Below are 16,986 nucleotides of genomic sequence, written 5' to 3' on the forward strand. Positions count from 1 at the left end.
GAACCGCTCTCCGGGCCCGGTTCGCACGCTCCGGCAGGACCGCATGCAGGACCGGGCGGACCCGGCGGTCGCGGCGAGGCGGATCCGGTGCCGTGTGCGCCCCACCGTAGCGCGCGCGAGGCATCCGGGTTGACCGGTCGGCCACCGGCACCCGCGGTGACCGGCCGGAGCCGGTGCATGACCACGCCCGGTCCAGCGGGACGTACCGCCCCTGCACCAGCCGCCGTACGACCGGCCGTCCCGTACGCCTGGTGGGAAAGGGGCGGTTGACGAGCGGATCAGGACAGCACGCGCACGGGATCCCCGACCCGTACGACACCGGTCGTCTCGGGCACCAGGAGCACGCCGAAGGCCAACACGTCGCCGAACCGGCGGTGCCGGGCGAGGGCGCGCAGCGGTTCCCTGCCGCGCTCGGCGGTGTGCTGGTCGGTGGTGGTGATGACGCATCGGCCGCACTTCTTGGCGACCCTGAAGCCGACCTCGCCGATGGCGACACGGCTCCACCCGTCCTCCGCCCAGGGCGTGGTCCCGTCCAGGACGACGTTCGGCCGGAAACGGTTCATCGGGAGCGGGCCCTCGTGCGGATGGTCGCCCTGCGCGATGAGGGAGTTGAGGGCGTCGAGCGAGGCGAGGGAGGTCATGAGCAGCGGATAGCCGTCGGCGAGGCTGACGGTTTCCCCGGGCTCGGCGTACGCGGGGTCCACGGGGCGGCGCACGGCCGGTTCGTCGAGGTGGACGAGTCTCACGTCAGCGCCGAGGTATGCGCTCAGCCACGCATGAGCCTCCGGGCCGGCGGGCACCACGTCCACCTTGTCGCGGAAGATCTCCACCCCAATGGTGCCCACCGGTTCGGGAACGGTGACGGTCAGCGGCTCCCGTCCGGGCGCGGACAGCAGGACGCCGCCGCCGGGCAGGGGAAGTGCCGACACCAACGCCAGTCGTGCGTGGCCGCGTTGGGTGACGGCCTTGTCCTGCTCGTCGACGAGCATCCAGCGACGGTCCCCGGCGAGCCCCCAGGGCTCGACGACCGCCTCGTCGGGAGCAGTTCCCGCCATCGACTTGACCGGATGGACGTGCAGGGCGTGGACGATCGCATCAGCTGGATTCGGCATGTGCCCATCCTGCCGGACGCCCGAAGCGTCCTCGCCCGCACTCCGCCCTCCGGGGCAGCCCTTTGCCACCGGGTCGTGCCCGTGCTCCGGCCGGTGTCCCGTCGTCCGGGTCAGTACCCCGTGCCCTGGTAGGGCCGGTTGTACGGATCGTTGTACATGGCCTGCGCCGGCACGGGGCGCGGGGCCGCGGGGCGCATGGCCTCGTACCCGGTGGCGGCCATCGGACGCTGCTGCGGGTACGCACCCGGGTAGCCGCGCGGGCCGGGGGGCTGCTGCGGTATGTACGGCGCGGGAGCCTGCTGCAGCGGAACGGGCTGCGGCATGGGCATCGGCTGGGGATAGCCGTACGCCGGGGCGGGGGAGGGAGCGGAGGGGAGGGCGGGCAGCGCGGCCGGCAGGGCGGGCAGGTGGCTGCTGGGGGTCTCGTAGACCGACGGCACTCGGATCGGGGCGATCTGAGGCGTGCCCCGCTCTGCGACGAGGGAGTCGTAGATAGGGGTGTCCGGGAAGGACGGCGCGGAGTAGTAACCGCCGCCGTAGGTGGAGCGGGGGGAGGTCATGGCACATAAGTTAAGCCCACGATGTGCTGGTTGGGGAGACCGATAAGAGGGTTGTTTCGCGTGCTGTGAGTGACCGTGGTTCCCCAATGCGAGCGAACGTGGGAAAAACGGTCGCCCGGGCGCGTGTGAATCGTGTAAAGGCCGAGCGTGCGGGGGGTTACCGGCCGGTGCCCCCGGCCCGAACAATGGCATCGGTCCAGGGAAAAGACCGGTGGTCGAGTGCGATGGGGGCGAGCATGTCCATGTCTAAAGGAGCCAATGTTCCGGTACCGGCGGAAGCCGTACGCGTCGAAATGGGATGGAGCTCCGGTCCGGGAGTTCCCGACGTCGACGCGTCCGCACTCCTCCTGGCGTCGGGAAAGGTCCGTTCCGACGCCGACTTCGTCTTCTACAACCAGCCGGTGCACGCCTCCGGCGCGGTGCGCCACGAGGGGAAACGGGTCGTCGCGGGGGTCACGACGGACAGCCTGTCCGTCGACCTCGCGCGCGTGGAGCCGGGCATCGAGCGGCTGGTGCTGGCCGCGTCCGCGGACGGCGGCAACTTCGGCCGGGTGCCGGGCTTGTACGTACGTGTGACGAATGCCATGAACAGTGCAGAAATCGCCCGTTTCGACAGTAGCGACGCGACAGTCGAGACCGCATTCATCCTCGGCGAGCTCTACCGCCGTCAGGGTGCGTGGAAGTTCCGGGCGGTCGGTCAGGGCTACAGCAGCGGACTCGAAGGGCTCGCAACGGACTTCGGTATCACCGTGGACGAACCGCAGCGGACGGCGCCCGCTCCGGTCGCTCCCGTCACGCCTCCGGCGGCTCCACCCGTGCTCCCGGCTCCGGCCCGGCCCGCCCGGACGCCCTCGGCACCCGCCCCGGCCGCCACCCCCGCCGCCGCCCCCGTACGGCTCAGCAAGGTCACGCTCACCAAGGAGGCCCCCCGCGTCTCCCTCGCCAAGCAGGGCGGCACCTCCGGTGTCATGCGCGTCAACCTGAACTGGCAGGTCCGCAAGCAGTTCACCGGGTGGGGCAGCAAACGGGGCCGCGCCGTCGCCGAACACGCCGACCTCGACCTCGACCTGTGCGCCCTCTACGAACTGACCGACGGCAGCAAGGGAGTCGTACAGGCGCTCGGCAACGCCTTCGGGGCGCTGCACCATCCCCCCTACATCCACCTCGACGGGGACGACCGTACCGGCGCCGTCGCCACCGGCGAGAACCTCACCATCAACCTCGACCACAAGGGCGCCTTCCGCCGCGTCCTCGTCTTTGTCACCATCTACGAGGGCGCGCGGAGCTTCGCCGACCTCCACGCCACCGTCACCCTCACCCCGCAGTACGGCGCCCCCGTCGAGTTCTTCCTCGACGAATGCACCGTCCCCTCCACGGTGTGCGCACTCGCCCTCATCACCCGGCAGGACGGCGACCTCGTCGTCCAGCGCGAGGCGCAGTACCTCGTACCCGACCGCGGGGTCAGCCCTCAGCGCACCGTCGACCGCGCCTACGGATGGGGGATGAACTGGACGCCCGGCCGTAAGTGATCACCGGTCGGCGGGCTCACCCACCGGACCGGACGCCGACCGCCGCTGGCCTCGTCCTTCGCGAGCCGCGCCCGGGCTCACCGCTCGGGCGCGGCTCCCGGCGCCGTGTACGTCCGCCCCTTCCACGCCGCTCCCCGGCCCCGGTAGTGCTGTACCGCGGAGTCGACCGTCATCAGCAGATAGAGCAGCGCCGTGAACGGCAGCGCCACCGCCGGCCACGGCGGCTGCCGGTAGTAGCGGAGCATCGGGAGGAACGTCCCGGCCATCACCAGCCAGGCCCCCGCCCCCAGCCACCCCGCCACCGGATCGTCCCCCAGCAGGCCCACCACCGCGGCAACCGGCGGCGCCAGATACACCAGCGCGAGCCCCGTGACCGTGGCCGTCAGCAGCAGCGGACTGTGCCGCAACTGCGCGTACGCGGATCGCGACACCATGCGCCACAGATCCCCGAGCCGCGGATACGGCCGGACGCTGTCCACCCGCTCGGCCAGCCCCAGCCACAGCCGGCCGCCGGCCTCGCGCACCGCCCGCGCCATCGACACGTCGTCGATCACCGCCCCCCGGACCGAGTCCGGCACCCCCGCCCGCACCGCCGTCTCGGTACGCAGCAGTACGCAGCCGCCCGCCGCGGCGGCCGTGCGCGCCCCGGCCCGGTTCACCCGGCGGAACGGGTACAGCTGCGCGAAGAAATACACGAACGCGGGCACCACCAGCCGCTCCCACACCGTCACCACCCGCAGGCGCGCCATCTGCGAGACCAGGTCCAGACCGTTGGAACGGGCGGCCGCCACCAGCTCCCGGAGGCTGTCCGGCTCGTGCGCGATGTCGGCGTCCGTCAGCAGCAGGTACTCCGGTTCCGGGTCACGCTCCCGCGCCAGGGTGATCCCGCGGCGCAGCGCCCACAGCTTCCCCGTCCACCCCGGCGGCGGATCACCGGGCGCCGTCACCGTCAGCGGCAGCCCCGGCCACTCCGCGGCGAGCGCCCTGGCCAGCCGGTCCGTGCCGTCCCGGCTCCCGTCGTCCACCAGAATGATCTCCGCCGGGCCCGGATAGTCCTGGGCCAGCAGCGACGACAGCCCGACGGGCAGTACGTCCGCCTCGTCCCGCGCCGGAACGATCACCGCGACGGACGGCCAGTCCTCCGGGCACTTCGGCTCGGTACGCGGAGGAAGCCGCTGGTCCGTGCGCCAGAAGAACCCCTGCCCCAGCAGCAACCACAGCCACACTGCCGCCGATCCCGTCGCGATCCACGCAATGGCGCTCATTCGCCGCAGTGTGCCCCATGACGGGCGGAGCGCAAGGGCGGTGACACCGTCGGCTAGGGTGACCGGGTGAAGATCGCGCTCATGGACTCGGGAATCGGACTGCTGGCGGCGGCCGCCGCGGTACGCCGGCTGCGGCCCGACGCGGATCTCGTCCTCTCGTCCGACCCGGACGGCATGCCCTGGGGCCCCCACACTCCCGAGGGCATCACCGCGAAGGCCCTGGCCGTGGCACGGGCCGCTGCCGCCCATCGGCCGGACGCCGTCATCGTGGCCTGCAACACCGCGTCCGTGCACGCGCTCCCCGCCCTGCGCGCGGAACTGGAACCCGGCATACCCGTGATCGGCACCGTCCCGGCCATCAAACCGGCCGCCGCGGGCGGCGGACCGGTCGCCATCTGGGCCACCCCCGCCACCACCGGCAGCCCGTACCAGCGCGGACTCATCCGCGACTTCGCCGACGGAGTCACCGTCACCGAGGTGCCCTGCCCGGGCCTCGCCGACGCCGTTCAGAACGCCGACGAGGACGCCATCGAGCGGACCGTCGCCGCCGCGGCCGCACTCACCCCACCCGACGTCGCCTCCGTCGTCCTCGGCTGCACCCATTACGAACTCGTCGCCGAACGGATCCGCGCCGCCGTCCAGCAGCCCGGCCGCCCGCGGCTGGTCCTGCACGGCTCCGCCGACGCCGTCGCCGCCCAGGCCCTCCGCCGCATCGGCGCCGTACCCGCCCCCGACGCCACGCCTGCCGACCGGCTCACCGTGCTGCTCAGCGGGCGCACGTCCACTCTTCCGGCCGCAGCCCTCCGCTACGCGGAAGGACGCCTCCTTCCCGTTGCCAGCCCTGCGCGGTGAGGCCCCGCATCTGCTGAAAGCGCAGTCCCGGGCCACGGCTGACCTCGCGGGACGCGGGTAACCTGCACGGCATGAGGGACCACACCGAGGACCCGAATCGCCCGGCGGACCACATTCCGGAGGTCTGGACGGGTCGTGCCACGAACCGTGCCCAGTGGCTGCTCGCCGCCATCGGCGTCGCGTGCCTGGCGCTCGGTGTCGTGCTGGCGGTGGACTCGTCCTGGACGTCCGGCATCGTTCCGCTCCTCATGGCCGTGATCGGCTGCATGGCCGCGGGACTCCTGGTGCTCTTCGGCACGCTCGCCTTCGTCCACGTCGCCGTGCGGGTCGACGGCGACGCCGTGGAAGTGCGCTGCGGCCACATCGGCCTGCCGCGCCGGCGCATCCCGCTCTCCCACGTGGTCGGCGCCGAATTCGCACCCAAGGTCACCCCGCGCCAGTGGGGCGGCTGGGGCTACCGCTGGCGCCCGGAGAAGGGCACGGCCGTGGTCGTCCGTCGCGGCGAGGGCATGGTGCTCAGACTCGGTGACGGCCGGGTCTTCACGGTCACGGTGGACGACGCGGAATCGGCGGTCCGCATCGTCCGCGATCGCATCCGAGGGCTGACGCCGGGGAACGACGCCGCGAAGGTCTGACCCGGTGGCCGTCGGGGGACGGGCCCGGGTGCGCGAGCGGCTGGCCCACGATGGACGAAGCACTCGTCCCACGGCGGACGGGGAACTCGCCCCCGGGCAGATGGAGTGCCCGCGCGACGGCGGACGGAGAACTCGCTTTCGGGCAGATGGAGTGCCCGCGCGACGGCGGGCAGGGCGCTTGTTCCGTCACGGACGGAGTGCCCGCGCGACGAGGGGCGGAGCGCTTGTTCCGCCACGGGCGGTGTGCCTGCGCGACGGCGGGCAGAGCGCTTGTTCCGCCATGGATGGTCTGCCCGCCCGACGACGGACGGAGTGCCCGCCCCACAGCGTGTCGCCGTAGACTCCGCACGTGAGCGCCACCACGCAGACCGATCGGGCGAGCCGAGTCGCCGCGCCGACCACGACCCCACTCTCCCCGCGGGGCCGGCTGCCGCAGCGGCTCGTGCGGCCCGCCGCGGCGGTTCTGTCGGGCGTTCTCCTGTACCTCAGCTTCCCGCCGCGCCCCCTGTGGTGGCTGGCGCTGCTCGGTTTCGCACTGCTCGGCTGGACGCTCCACGAGCGCCGGCTCCGTGCCGGCTTCGGACTCGGTTTCCTGGCCGGACTCGGCTTCCTGCTCCCGCTGCTCGTGTGGACCGGCGAGGAGGTCGGTCCGGTTCCATGGCTGGCGCTCGCCGGGATCGAGGCGCTGTTCGTCGCGGGCGCGGGCCTCGGCATCGCCGCGGTGTCCCGGCTGCCCGCCTGGCCCGTATGGGGCGCGGCCACATGGATCGTGGCCGAAGGTGTGCGCGCCCGGATGCCCTTCGGTGGCTTCCCCTGGGGCAAGATCGCGTTCGGGCAGGCGGACGGTGCGTTCCTGCCGCTCACGGCCGTCGGCGGCACACCCGTCCTGGGCTTCGCCGTGGTCCTGTGCGGCTTCGGCCTCTTCGAAGCCGTGCGTCAGGTGCGTGCCCGCCGGCGCACCCAGGCCTGGGCGCGCGGCGCGGCCGCCGCGGCCGTGCTGACCGTCCTGGTCCCCGTCGGCGCTGCCGTGGCGGCCCGGCCGCTCGTCTCCGCCGCGGCCGAGGACGGCACCGCCACCGCCGCCGTGATCCAGGGGAACGTGCCGCGGGCCGGTTTCGACTTCAACGCCCAGCGGCGCGCGGTCCTCGACAACCACGCGCGGCGCACCACTCAACTCGCGGACGACGTCAAAGCAGGCAAGGCACCCCGGCCTGACTTCGTCGTGTGGCCGGAGAACTCCTCCGACCTCGACCCCTTCCGCAACGACGACGCCCGCCAGGTGATCGACCGGGCTGTCTCGGCGATCGGGGCGCCCACCGTGGTCGGCTCCGTCCTGGAGCCGGAGACGGGGCCCCTGCGCAACACCCTCATAGAGTGGCTCCCCGAGAGCGGCCCCTCCGAGACGTACGACAAGCGGCGCGTCCAGCCGTTCGGCGAGTACATCCCGATGCGGTCCGTCGCCCGGATCTTCAGCTCCGACGTCGACCGCGTGCGCCGCGATTTCGGACCCGGTACGAAGGTCGGCGTCTTCGACCTCGCCGGTACCAAGGTCGGCCTCGTCACCTGCTACGAGGCGGCCTTCGACCCCGCGGTCCGGGACACCGTGACGGCAGGCGGCCAGGTCATCGCCGTGCCGAGCAACAACGCCACGTTCGGCCGCACCGAGATGACCTACCAGCAGCTGGCCATGTCCCGGGTACGCGCCGTCGAGCACAGCCGTGCCGTCCTGGTGCCCGTCACCAGCGGTGTCAGCGCCGTCATCCGGCCGGACGGCACGGTGACCCGGCAGACGAAGATGTTCACGCCCGACGCCCTGGTTGCCGAGGTGCCGCTGCGGTCTTCGCTGACCCCGGCGACCCGCCTCGGCACCCTGCCCGAGGCGTTGCTTGCCGTCGTGGCGATGGCCGGACTCGGCTGGGCATCGGCCCGCGCGGTCCGTTCCCGGCGGAGCGGTCCCTCCGGAGCCTAGGGTCGGCACATGGCCATTCCCGACTTCATCCGTGATCTCCGGTCGACCGCCGGACGGCAACTGCTCTGGCTGCCCGGGGTCACGGCCATCGTCTTCGACGACGACGGCCGGGTCCTGCTCGGCCGTCGCGCGGACAACGGCAGATGGTCGGCGATCGGCGGCATCCCGGAACCTGGCGAGCAGCCCGCGGAGGCCGCCGTCCGCGAGGTGTACGAGGAGACCGCCGTACTGTGCGTCGCCGAGCGCGTCGTCCTCGTCCAGGCGATGGACCCGGTCGCCTATCCCAACGGGGACCTCTGCCAGTACATGGACATCACACTGCGCTGCCGTGCCGTCGGCGGCGAGGCACGGGTCAACGACGACGAGTCGCTCGACGTCGACTGGTTCCCCGTGGACGCCCTTCCGCGGCTGCACGAGTTCTCCGCCTTCCGTATCAAGCAGGCGCTCCTCGACGAACCCACATGGTTCGCATCTGTGCCCCAGCGATGAACTATGGGTCCTGAGCACATCGGTTGATCAAAGGGCCCCGCCAAGGGGCCGAGCATGGCCGTCCCCGTCACATCTGGTCCCGCACTCCTCCCAGCCGCGCGCCCCTCCACGGAGGGCGGGTCCGGAGGGCCGCACCGCCCCGGTCACCGGAGCGGCAGGCACCTCGCTCACGATGGACGGCGGCTGGACGGCCCACTGAAGTACAGCCCCGTCCTCAGCCTCGACCCGGCATCCGGGTCCCCTGTGGACAACCGACGCCGGGCTCGCCGCGAACCCGGTCACGGGTTGTCCACAGGCCTGGCGCGGCCACCCGGGCGGCAGGTATCCCTGTGACCATGTACAACCAGCACGAGCGGTCAGGCGCCGCTAGCACGGGCACGGCCGGCCACGACCATCCGGAGGCTCCCTACCTGCCACGAGGTGTCACGCGATGCGCGCGTCACCCGCCCGGGACGGCGCCGCCGTCGCAGCCGATCCCGTGTCCGAAGCGCACACGTCCGCCGGATCCCCGCTCCGGGTCTCCCGTGCGCAGGCGACCGCCACCACTGTCAGCAGCGCCGCGGCGATCACGTAGAGCGCGATCGGCGTCGACGTGCCATGGTCCGCGAGCAGCGCCGTCGCGATCAGCGGTGCCGGAGCCCCCGCCGCCGGGAACGCGATCCGTCACTCACGCTGTGAGGGCCGGTGTCCTCCCGGACACCGGCCCTCGTTGTGTTCCAGTGCGCCACCGCGTCAGTGTGCGGTCAGCCGGTTGACGATCGCTCCGAAGCCGTCATATGCGGCACTCGTGAGCTCTTTGGCGATGTGGGGGACGCCCGGGGCCTTGGCGATCAAACTCGCCTTCCCGAAGGTGATGATGCTGAGCGCCGCGACCCCGGCGGAACTCCTGAACTCCTTGCTCGTCCATCCGTAGCCCATCCCGTTGCAGAACGCGCTCACGATGTCGAGGGCGACGGTGGCGCCGCTCAGGAAGAGCGCCACTCCCGCAAGTTCCAGGGCGAGGGGGATACCGGCGACGGTGAGGCCCGCGGCCACACCGGCGACACCGGCCGCGACGCTGCCCACGCCGGTGTAGAAGGCCAGTTCATGCGTGTCGTGGGCCCACTGCCGCCAGTCCGACATGGGTACACCCCACTTGACGGAGTCGTGCTCGGGGGCCTCGGCCGGGTTCGTCTTGGCCGCCTCGGCCGCCGCCATCTGCTCTGCGGCCAGCCTGGCCGCCTCCCTGTGCTCCCACTCCCTCTTCTGCGCCGCCTCCAGGCGAGCCGCGCCGGCCGCGCCGGCCGCATCCGCCGCGCTCCTGCCCGCCTGGATCGCGGAGGCGCGGGCGGCGACCGCCGACTCCTTCGCGCGGCCGGCGGAGGCGACCGCACTGCGGGCGGACTTCACCGCCTGGTTGGCGGAGTAGTTGGCCGAGCGCGCGGCGAGGCGTGCGGTGGCCGCCGCCTGCTTGGCCCTGGCGGCCGAGGCCTGGGCGTTGCGGGCGGACTCTTCGGCCTGGTCCGCGTAGGTGTCCGCCTGCTTGGCAGAGGCGGCGGCGCGAGAGGCCGCCTGCTGCGCCTTCCCTGCCCACTCCACCGCTTCCGCGGCGGCGTTGCGGGCCTTGGCCGCGGCCTCCTGGGCGCGGGCGGCATCCTCCTGCGCCTTGTCGGCGATCTTCGCGGCTGCGGCGATGGCACCCTGCATGGCCGCGATGTGGCTGGCGGCGTCGTGATCGAGCTGCGCGGTCTCGTACTGGGCGGAGGCGATGAACTTCCGGCGCACCCATGACGGGCCCTCGAGCGCCGCCTGGGCATGGGCCTTGGTGTAGGGACCCGCGGTCTGGAGGAGAGCCGCGGTGGCCACCGCGTCGTCCTCCCGCTGCGCCTTCTCGAACGTGACGAAGAGGAACTCGTGCAGCGCCTCCGCCGTTCCGGCGTCCAGCGCCGCATTGGCTGCCTTGGCCACCGCGCGGCCGGGCTTCTCGGCCAGCAGGCGGGCGACCACGACGCGGTTGTCCATGGCCGCCGCCTTGATGGCACCGGTGCGCAGGAACGTTGCAGCAGCGTCGGGATCGGCACTCTCCAGCGCCGTGGCTGCGGCGAAGGCGATCTTCGATGGGGAGATCCTGGCGAGATGGACGGTGCTCTCCCGGTCGTCCTGGCGGAGTGCGATCTGCCGGTCGCTGTCCACCCAGGCGTGGACGTCGGCGTCGGCACCGGCCAGGGCGAACTGAGCCGCCTCGCGGGACCAGATGCCGTGGGAGTCCATGACGGCGAGGGCCGCCTTGCGGCCCGCGTCGGCGGCCTCTCCCAAGTTCCCGGCCCGCAGGGCCGATTCGGCCTTCGCGATGAGGTCCTTCGTCGCCTGGGAGGTCTGCTCCGCCTGGGTGCGCTTCGCCTCGGTCTCGGCCCTCTCACGGGCTTCGGCCTGGGAGAACAGTCGCATTTCCGCGACCGCCCGCTGCGTTTCGTAGTCCAGCCGCTGCTGCTCGGCCTCGCGCGCGCTCTTCTCCACCGCGATCGCCTGGACGACCGCTTCCGTGGCCTTGTCGGCGGCCTTGGTGGCCTCGTTGGCGAACTCGGTGGACTTGTTCGCGTGGTCCACGGCCTGACCGGCGTACGTGACGGCCCATTCCGCGGCCTCCGCGGCCTTCTCCGCGTGGGCGGCCGCACTGTAGGCGGCGTTCCGGGCGGTACGCGCCGCGGTCGCGGCCGCACTGGCGAGAGCCTGCGCCGTGCCGGCGGCGTTGGTGGCGATCCGGGCGTTCGCGGTGGCGATCTGAGCCTCGCGCTTGGCCTTTGCGGCCTCTGCCCCAGCCCGGCCGGCTGCCGCATCCGCGGTCCTCCAGGCCGCTTCCGCCGTGGCGGCGGACTCCCGCGCCGATGCGGCGGCACGGAAACCTGAGGCGGCGGCCTGTTCCGCAGCGTTGGCGGCGCGCTCGGCCTGGTCCGCCGTGGCCCGCGCCATGGCGGCGGCGTTCCGGGCTTCAACGGCAGCCGTCTTGGCCTCGCCGGCGGAGGCGGAGTCCTTGGAGGCCTGGATGGCCGCATTGAACGCCCTGGTGGCGGCGGTGCCTGCACACGCTGCCGCCTGGCTCGCGGCCATGGCGGCGTTCGCGGCGCGACGGGAAGCCTGAATGGCGGCATTCGCTGCGTTGGTGGCCATCCGTGACGCGTCGGACGCGCCCTTCGCGGCCTCGGCTGCCTTGCGGGCCGCCTGGCCGGCCTTCACGACGTCGTTCTCCGCCTTGCGGGCCTCGGCCTCCGCGACTTCCGCGGCCTGCTTGGCCCTGGCCGCTGCTTCCACGGCCCGGGCGGAGGCCTCTTCGGCCTCTTTCGTCTTCGCTGCGGCCGTCTTGCCCTCGCGGTTGGCGACGGAGACGAGTTCCTCGATCCTGGCCCGCTCCTGATCGCGGGCCCGGGCGATGTGCTGGCCGGTCTCGAGGAACCACTCGACCTCGGCTTCCCCGCCTGACAGGGCCCTGTTGGCGTACTTCTGCACCTCCGGGCCCGCCAGCATCAGCAGCTTGGACGCCTCGACGCGCATGTCCTCCAGCCGGGCCGTGAACTGGACCATGGTGAGGAACTTCTCCAGCGCGGCCTGGGAGCCGTCGTTGAGGGCGGCGTTGCCCGCCTTGTTCACGGCCTTGCCACTGGTGGCCATCACCGTGGAGGTGGCCACCCGCAGGTCCTCCACAAGGGCGGTCCTGAAGCCGCCCGCGAGGAACGCGGAGATGGCCGAGTCGCCGCCGCTGAGCGCGGCGGCGGCCTCGCGGCGGGTCCCCTTGCCGGCCGTCGCGAGGCTGGTCATGAGGGCGTCACGGTTGTCCACCGCGGTTTCCGACGCGAGTTTGACGGCCAGGAAGTTCTGCACGTCGGCGTCGGAACCGGTCAGCGCGGCAGCGGCGGCGGCACGAACGGCCTTCCCGCCCAGCACCCATGCCTTGACGACCTTGGCACGGTCGGTGTCCGGCAGTCGGAGCGGGTCGGCGTCCGGAGGCGATGCCTCGGCCCAGGCCGCCGTGGGGTTGAGAACGAGGCTGGAAGTGGTGACGACGGCGGTGGTGGCCGCTATGGCGCCGAGTACGCGCCGCCTACTCCAGTAAATGGTGTCCAAAACGGTCCTTCGCTATCGGCGCATGGCACGCCGCAAAAAGAGTGTGGCGGGCCCAGGGCAGCAAGGTGTGAGTCGCGTTCATTTCGTCGGACCATGGCAGAGCCGGCGGGGTCCGAGAGGCGCGCAGCATGACCTTATGCGACCCACGCGACCTTGACCAGACGCTAGTTGATTGTCGATCAATTCCCGTTGATTCCAAGAGGCGGGAACAGGTCATCCGTTGGCTCAAACGCGCAGCATGGAGCGGATGTATCTGAGCAAATCGCCTCATTTGATCGCCTTGTATCTCTGAGTCCATGTGGGGCACGTCACCATCCGCGGGTGGATGCCGACACCTCCACGAACGCCGAGACAGCCCGAGAGGCACCTGGGGAGCGCATGGCCCTTGAGCTTCCTTCGGTGGAGGAAAATGAACTGATGAGCCGTCATGTTCATTTCTCTGGACTTGATTTCCGCGCCGGTTGTTCGGCTAGGATCCCGAAAGGAGTTGGGGGCTTCCACCAAGAGCGGTCCGTCTTTGACGCATCTCTTGTCGACTGGACATCAGCCTTCGCATCCGTACGCGACACCTCTTCCGGGCTGTGACCGGAACCGACGACTGGGACAGAGATGAAGGCACTCAAGAGGCTCGTCCGCGCGGTGGCCACGGCCACGGCAGCGGGCGCCATGGCGTGGCTGGCGATCGCCGGCACCGCGGGACCGACCGCTACGGACACCGTCGCGATGAAGGCCGTCGCCGAGGAGGGCCCGGGCTTCGCCGTCGAGGACTTCGGCTATCCCGACGCCGAGAAGATCCTCGCCGCGCAGAACATCGTCCTCAAGCGCGGCGACGGCCACATCGTCCTCGCCGATTGCGCCGGCGCCACCGACCTGCTCGAGGTCTGGTCGCGCGAGAAGGAGAAGATCTGCTTCAAGGTCACCGGAACCCGGGGCTACCTGGCTCTGGAGATCCCGAGCGTCTTCGTCGTCAAGGGCAACAACTACTCGGCCCAGGTCGACATGACCGTCGGCACCGAGGAGAAGTCGTTCGACATCAACAAGAACACGTGGACCCCGGTCGGCGAGAGCGCCGACGAGCAGGGTCGTGACTACATGCTCATGGAGATCCGCACCACCAAGTAGGCGCGGACGCCCATCAGCCGGCCCCAACCGCAGCCCGCCGACCGGCCACACACCGGTCAGGGCGTCCGCCGCCGAGCCGGCCGTGCCCGCGGGCGCCCCTCCCGGCGTCCCCCCGCCCGCCTCGAACACCACCACGCAGGCCAGCCTCCGTGTCCCCCACGTCAAGAGACGCTCTTGCGGCCGGGAACGGCCGCGCCGACCGCAGCACACGACCGCTGCGTCGGCAAGGACACCGAGCAGTGCCGTTCAGCCCAAGCCCTGCTTCCAGGAAGTGAAATGAAGCGTTTGCACTTCGCACAGTCACCCGTGCGGGCCGCCCTCGGTGCGGCTCTCCTCTCAGCCCCCCTCGCCCTCGCGGGACTCAACGGCACCGCCCAGGCCGCCGTCGGCACTCCCGTCGCGGCCGACAAGCTCACGCACACCGTTCAGCTGTCGATAGGCGAGTGGCCCGAAAACCGGGCCTGCACCGCGACGCTCGTGGACGAATTCTGGCTGGCCACCGCCGCCAGCTGTTTCGCCGAGCGGCCCGGTGAAGCGGTGGCCGCGGGCAAGCCCGCGCGCAAGACCACCGCCACCCTGACCGGCGGCACGGTCCGCAACATCGTCGAGCTGGCGCCGCGCACGGACCGGGACCTGGTCCTTGCCCGCCTGAACCTCCCGGCGAAGGACATCGCGCCGGTGAAGCTCGCCACGACGGCCCCCGCCGCCGGCAACCGTGTGTCGGCCGCCGGCTTCGGCCGCACCAAGACCGTGTGGGTCCCGGACAAGCTCCACAGCGCCGCCTTCACCGTCAAGAGCGCCTCCGGCGGCGACCTGGCCCTCGACTCCGCCAACGGTACCGACGTCCTGTGCAAGGGCGACACCGGCGGCCCGGTGCTCGACGAAGCCGGCAAGCTGGTCGGTGTCAACAGCCGTTCCTGGCAGGGTGGTTGCCTCGGCACTCCGACCACCGAGACCCGTACCGGTGCCATCGCCGCGCGCACCGACGACCTCGCCTCGTGGGTCGATTCCGTCAAGGAGCGCCCGGTCGTCCTCAAGGCCGGGGACACGCTGCGGTCCGGTGAGACGATCTCGTCGGCGAACGTGAAGCTGATCATGCAGTCGAACGGTGACCTGGTCATGTACCACCGCACCGGCGCCGAGAACCAGGGCGGCGCTCTGTGGGTCTCCGGCACCGGCGGCAATCCCGGGGCGTTCGCCGTCATGCAGAAGGACGGCAACTTCGTCGTCTACAAGAAGGGCGGCGGGGAGTCCGACCCGTCCAGCGCGCTGTGGGCGTCCAAGACGTTCGGCAACCCCGGTGCCCACCTTGCGCTGAAGAACGACGGCAACCTGGTCGTGGCCTCCTCCGTCTCGAACGGCAGCCACGGGACGTTCAGGAGCCTGTGGGAGAGCGACACCGCCTCCCGCGAGGACAAGCTCGCCTCCGGAGCCAAGCTCATGCCCGGTCAGTGGCTCACCAACGGCCAGACCGTGCTGATGATGGACATCCAGGGCAACGTCCTGGTCCGCGAGGCCGCCTCCGGCCGTGAGCTGTGGGGCAAGTACACCTGGAACTGGCGGTCGTACCTGCACATGCAGGACGACGGCAACCTCGTCCTCTACTCCAAGGACGGAGGCCAGGGCAAGGGCGGAAACCTCTGGGCGACCACGAGCTGGAACGGCGCGGGCGCATACGCCGTTCTCAACGGCAAGGCCCTCGTCGTCCACGCGAGCGACGGCGGCATCCGCTGGGCCAGCTCCACCTTCCAGGGCGAGCAGTCCAAGCGCTGCCTGGACTGGAACGGCGACACGACCGCGATGATCTGGGACTGCTGGGGCGGCCCCAACCAGCAGTGGGAGGCCACCGCGGCCAAGGAGCTGCGCGTGGGCGGCGACAAGTGCCTGACAGCCGCCAAGGGTGCGAACCAGGGTGCGGCCGTGTCGGTCCAGCCGTGTGACGGCAGTGCCGAGCAGAAGTGGAACGTCAACGACGACGCCACCATCACCGCCGCGCTCAATCCCGGCCAGTGCATGAACGTGTGGGGCCAGGCCACGGCCAACGGTTCCACGCTGGGCCTGTGGGGATGCAACGGCGGTGCCAACACCAAGTGGGCCCGCCCCTGACCTCACGATGAGGGGGCGGCCTGACCGACAGGCCGCCCCCTCACTCCTTGGCCGAAGGCGACAGGACGGCGACCGGGCCAAGGGCCCGGGAGATGCCGACGAGCAGGTCCCGGTACTGGTCCGCCTCGGCCGCTCGCAGCGCCCGAATCGCCACCATTCCTTGCTCGTTGTCCGTCGGCATGCCGTCGGCGCGGGCGTCCGCCGCGGCCGTGAACATGGCGGCCAGCCCGATGGCGACGCTCTCGGCCTCCGTCCTGCCGCCCCGGCGGGCCTCGGCGTAGGCCTGTGCGCGCACTTCGTCCGAACAGTACGCCCCGAGTTCCAGCATCCGGTCATGGATGTCGATCATCCGGTCCATGACGCGCCTGCCGGGACCGGCGTTCCAGGGAGTGGGGAGCCGTATCGGGTCACGGCGAGGACCGCCGGCGCGACACAGGGTCCGCTGCAGGGGGCCCAGGGCACGCAGAGTCCGCAGGGGCCCGAAGACCTGTGCGGCGAGCCAGGAGCCGACGACGGGGATGAGGAAGCCGGCGGCGACGAGGAGGGTGCCGAGGCAGGCGAAGGTCGTGGCCATCCGGTGGAGCCAACCCCAGTCCCGGCCGGTCCAGACGGCCACGACCGCGGCAAGCTTGGCCGTACCGTAGGTGACGTTGATCAGGAAGCCGAAGGCCAGAACGGTGAGCCCGGTGCGCAGCAGACCTCCGGCCGGTGTCCTCCGCTCGGGGCACTCCCTGCGGATGTCGCACGCCCATCTCCAGCAAGCGGCGGCCGCCGCGGCGGAGGCGGCGGTGACGGCGGACAGGCAGAGCAGCACCATCTCGCGTATGAAAGGGGTGTTGGCGTAGTAGGTCTCGAAGTCCCGCTGCCGCTCGACCGGCGCCTCACCCCATAGGAAACAGCCGATGAGCAGGATGGTCACGACAGCGTGGCCCCGGATCCAACGCCGGACCCGGCGGCGGGTGTGGGAGCGGACCTCCACGTCCTCACGCCAGTTCTCCAGGAGGACCCGGCAGGCACACGCGTAGACGGAGAGGATGCAGTAGACCAGCACCATCGAGAAGTTGGTGACGCCGGTCATCTCGTTGACGACCGTGATCGTGGGAGGCGCCGAGAAGAAGAACGCCGCGGCCTGCAGGAAGATCACAGCGTTGACGCTGCGGACCACCGGACTGCGCCAGCGCCTCATGAACGAGGGAAACTTGACGACCAGCACGAGGCCGAGCGCGGCGGCAGGGATGTAAAGGTTCAC

General features: G+C 71.5%; 13 protein-coding genes. 8 read left to right on the forward strand and 5 right to left on the reverse strand.

Annotation, left to right across the window (positions count from 1 at the left end):
• Nucleotides 1-278 precede the first annotated feature (278 nt).
• A complete protein-coding gene (locus ACZ4Z5_RS13895) occupies nt 279-1,112 on the reverse strand; it encodes an MOSC domain-containing protein (protein ID WP_468261366.1) in 834 nt (277 codons plus the stop codon).
• Nucleotides 1,113-1,222: 110 nt separating this feature from the next.
• The gene (locus ACZ4Z5_RS13900; protein ID WP_468261368.1) at nt 1,223-1,672 is read right to left on the reverse strand and encodes a DUF6643 family protein; all 450 of its coding nucleotides are present in this window, start codon (nt 1,670-1,672) and stop codon (nt 1,223-1,225) included.
• Nucleotides 1,673-1,914: 242 nt separating this feature from the next.
• On the opposite strand from ACZ4Z5_RS13900, the gene ACZ4Z5_RS13905 reads away from it, so the two are divergent.
• A complete protein-coding gene (locus ACZ4Z5_RS13905) occupies nt 1,915-3,201 on the forward strand; it encodes a TerD family protein (protein ID WP_468261517.1) in 1,287 nt (428 codons plus the stop codon).
• Between the two features lie 77 nt (nt 3,202-3,278).
• Here the strand turns inward: ACZ4Z5_RS13905 and ACZ4Z5_RS13910 are convergent, their stop codons facing one another.
• On the reverse strand, nt 3,279-4,466 hold the full coding sequence (locus ACZ4Z5_RS13910) for a glycosyltransferase (RefSeq protein ID WP_468261371.1): 1,188 nt from the start codon (nt 4,464-4,466) through the stop codon (nt 3,279-3,281).
• Between the two features lie 66 nt (nt 4,467-4,532).
• On the opposite strand from ACZ4Z5_RS13910, the gene ACZ4Z5_RS13915 reads away from it, so the two are divergent.
• The 5 genes from ACZ4Z5_RS13915 (at nt 4,533) to ACZ4Z5_RS13935 (ending at nt 8,985) form a co-directional block, all read left to right on the forward strand.
• Nucleotides 4,533-5,318, forward strand: coding sequence for a glutamate racemase (locus ACZ4Z5_RS13915; RefSeq protein WP_468261373.1), 786 nt, complete (start codon nt 4,533-4,535; stop codon nt 5,316-5,318).
• Between the two features lie 71 nt (nt 5,319-5,389).
• On the forward strand, nt 5,390-5,953 hold the full coding sequence (locus tag ACZ4Z5_RS13920; protein WP_468261376.1) for a hypothetical protein: 564 nt from the start codon (nt 5,390-5,392) through the stop codon (nt 5,951-5,953).
• A gap of 349 nt (nt 5,954-6,302) precedes the next feature.
• Nucleotides 6,303-7,922: an apolipoprotein N-acyltransferase gene (gene lnt, locus ACZ4Z5_RS13925; RefSeq protein WP_468261379.1), complete on the forward strand. Its 1,620-nt coding sequence runs from the start codon at nt 6,303-6,305 to the stop codon at nt 7,920-7,922.
• A gap of 9 nt (nt 7,923-7,931) precedes the next feature.
• Nucleotides 7,932-8,411: an NUDIX hydrolase gene (locus ACZ4Z5_RS13930; protein WP_468261382.1), complete on the forward strand. Its 480-nt coding sequence runs from the start codon at nt 7,932-7,934 to the stop codon at nt 8,409-8,411.
• A gap of 430 nt (nt 8,412-8,841) precedes the next feature.
• Complete coding sequence (locus ACZ4Z5_RS13935; RefSeq protein WP_468261385.1) at nt 8,842-8,985, forward strand: hypothetical protein; 144 nt, start codon at nt 8,842-8,844, stop codon at nt 8,983-8,985.
• Between the two features lie 158 nt (nt 8,986-9,143).
• Here the strand turns inward: ACZ4Z5_RS13935 and ACZ4Z5_RS13940 are convergent, their stop codons facing one another.
• Nucleotides 9,144-12,509: an ALF repeat-containing protein gene (locus ACZ4Z5_RS13940; RefSeq protein ID WP_468261388.1), complete on the reverse strand. Its 3,366-nt coding sequence runs from the start codon at nt 12,507-12,509 to the stop codon at nt 9,144-9,146.
• A gap of 609 nt (nt 12,510-13,118) precedes the next feature.
• Here ACZ4Z5_RS13940 and ACZ4Z5_RS13945 point away from each other — a divergent pair.
• On the forward strand, nt 13,119-13,631 hold the full coding sequence (locus ACZ4Z5_RS13945; protein WP_468261390.1) for a hypothetical protein: 513 nt from the start codon (nt 13,119-13,121) through the stop codon (nt 13,629-13,631).
• A 276-nt stretch (nt 13,632-13,907) separates the two neighbouring features.
• Entirely contained in the window at nt 13,908-15,737 is a 1,830-nt protein-coding gene (locus ACZ4Z5_RS13950; protein WP_468261393.1) for a trypsin-like serine protease, read from the forward strand.
• Between the two features lie 40 nt (nt 15,738-15,777).
• Here ACZ4Z5_RS13950 and ACZ4Z5_RS13955 read toward each other — a convergent pair whose 3' ends face one another.
• Nucleotides 15,778-16,986 carry a DUF6545 domain-containing protein gene (locus ACZ4Z5_RS13955; RefSeq protein ID WP_468261396.1) on the reverse strand — a complete coding sequence of 403 codons (1,209 nt, stop codon included), beginning with the start codon at nt 16,984-16,986 and terminating at the stop codon, nt 15,778-15,780.

Source organism: Streptomyces sp. NPDC030222, from assembly GCF_055573115.1.

Coding starts and splice junctions, on each gene's coding strand:
- ACZ4Z5_RS13910 (WP_468261371.1), bottom strand. CDS start 4,466: ATGAGCGCCATTGCGTGGATCGCGACGGGATCGGCGGCAGTGTGGCTG.
- ACZ4Z5_RS13900 (WP_468261368.1), bottom strand. CDS start 1,672: ATGACCTCCCCCCGCTCCACCTACGGCGGCGGTTACTACTCCGCGCCG.
- ACZ4Z5_RS13945 (WP_468261390.1), top strand. CDS start 13,119: ATGAAGGCACTCAAGAGGCTCGTCCGCGCGGTGGCCACGGCCACGGCA.
- ACZ4Z5_RS13920 (WP_468261376.1), top strand. CDS start 5,390: ATGAGGGACCACACCGAGGACCCGAATCGCCCGGCGGACCACATTCCG.
- ACZ4Z5_RS13935 (WP_468261385.1), top strand. CDS start 8,842: ATGCGCGCGTCACCCGCCCGGGACGGCGCCGCCGTCGCAGCCGATCCC.
- ACZ4Z5_RS13905 (WP_468261517.1), top strand. CDS start 1,915: ATGTCTAAAGGAGCCAATGTTCCGGTACCGGCGGAAGCCGTACGCGTC.
- ACZ4Z5_RS13895 (WP_468261366.1), bottom strand. CDS start 1,112: ATGCCGAATCCAGCTGATGCGATCGTCCACGCCCTGCACGTCCATCCG.
- ACZ4Z5_RS13930 (WP_468261382.1), top strand. CDS start 7,932: ATGGCCATTCCCGACTTCATCCGTGATCTCCGGTCGACCGCCGGACGG.
- ACZ4Z5_RS13950 (WP_468261393.1), top strand. CDS start 13,908: ATGAAGCGTTTGCACTTCGCACAGTCACCCGTGCGGGCCGCCCTCGGT.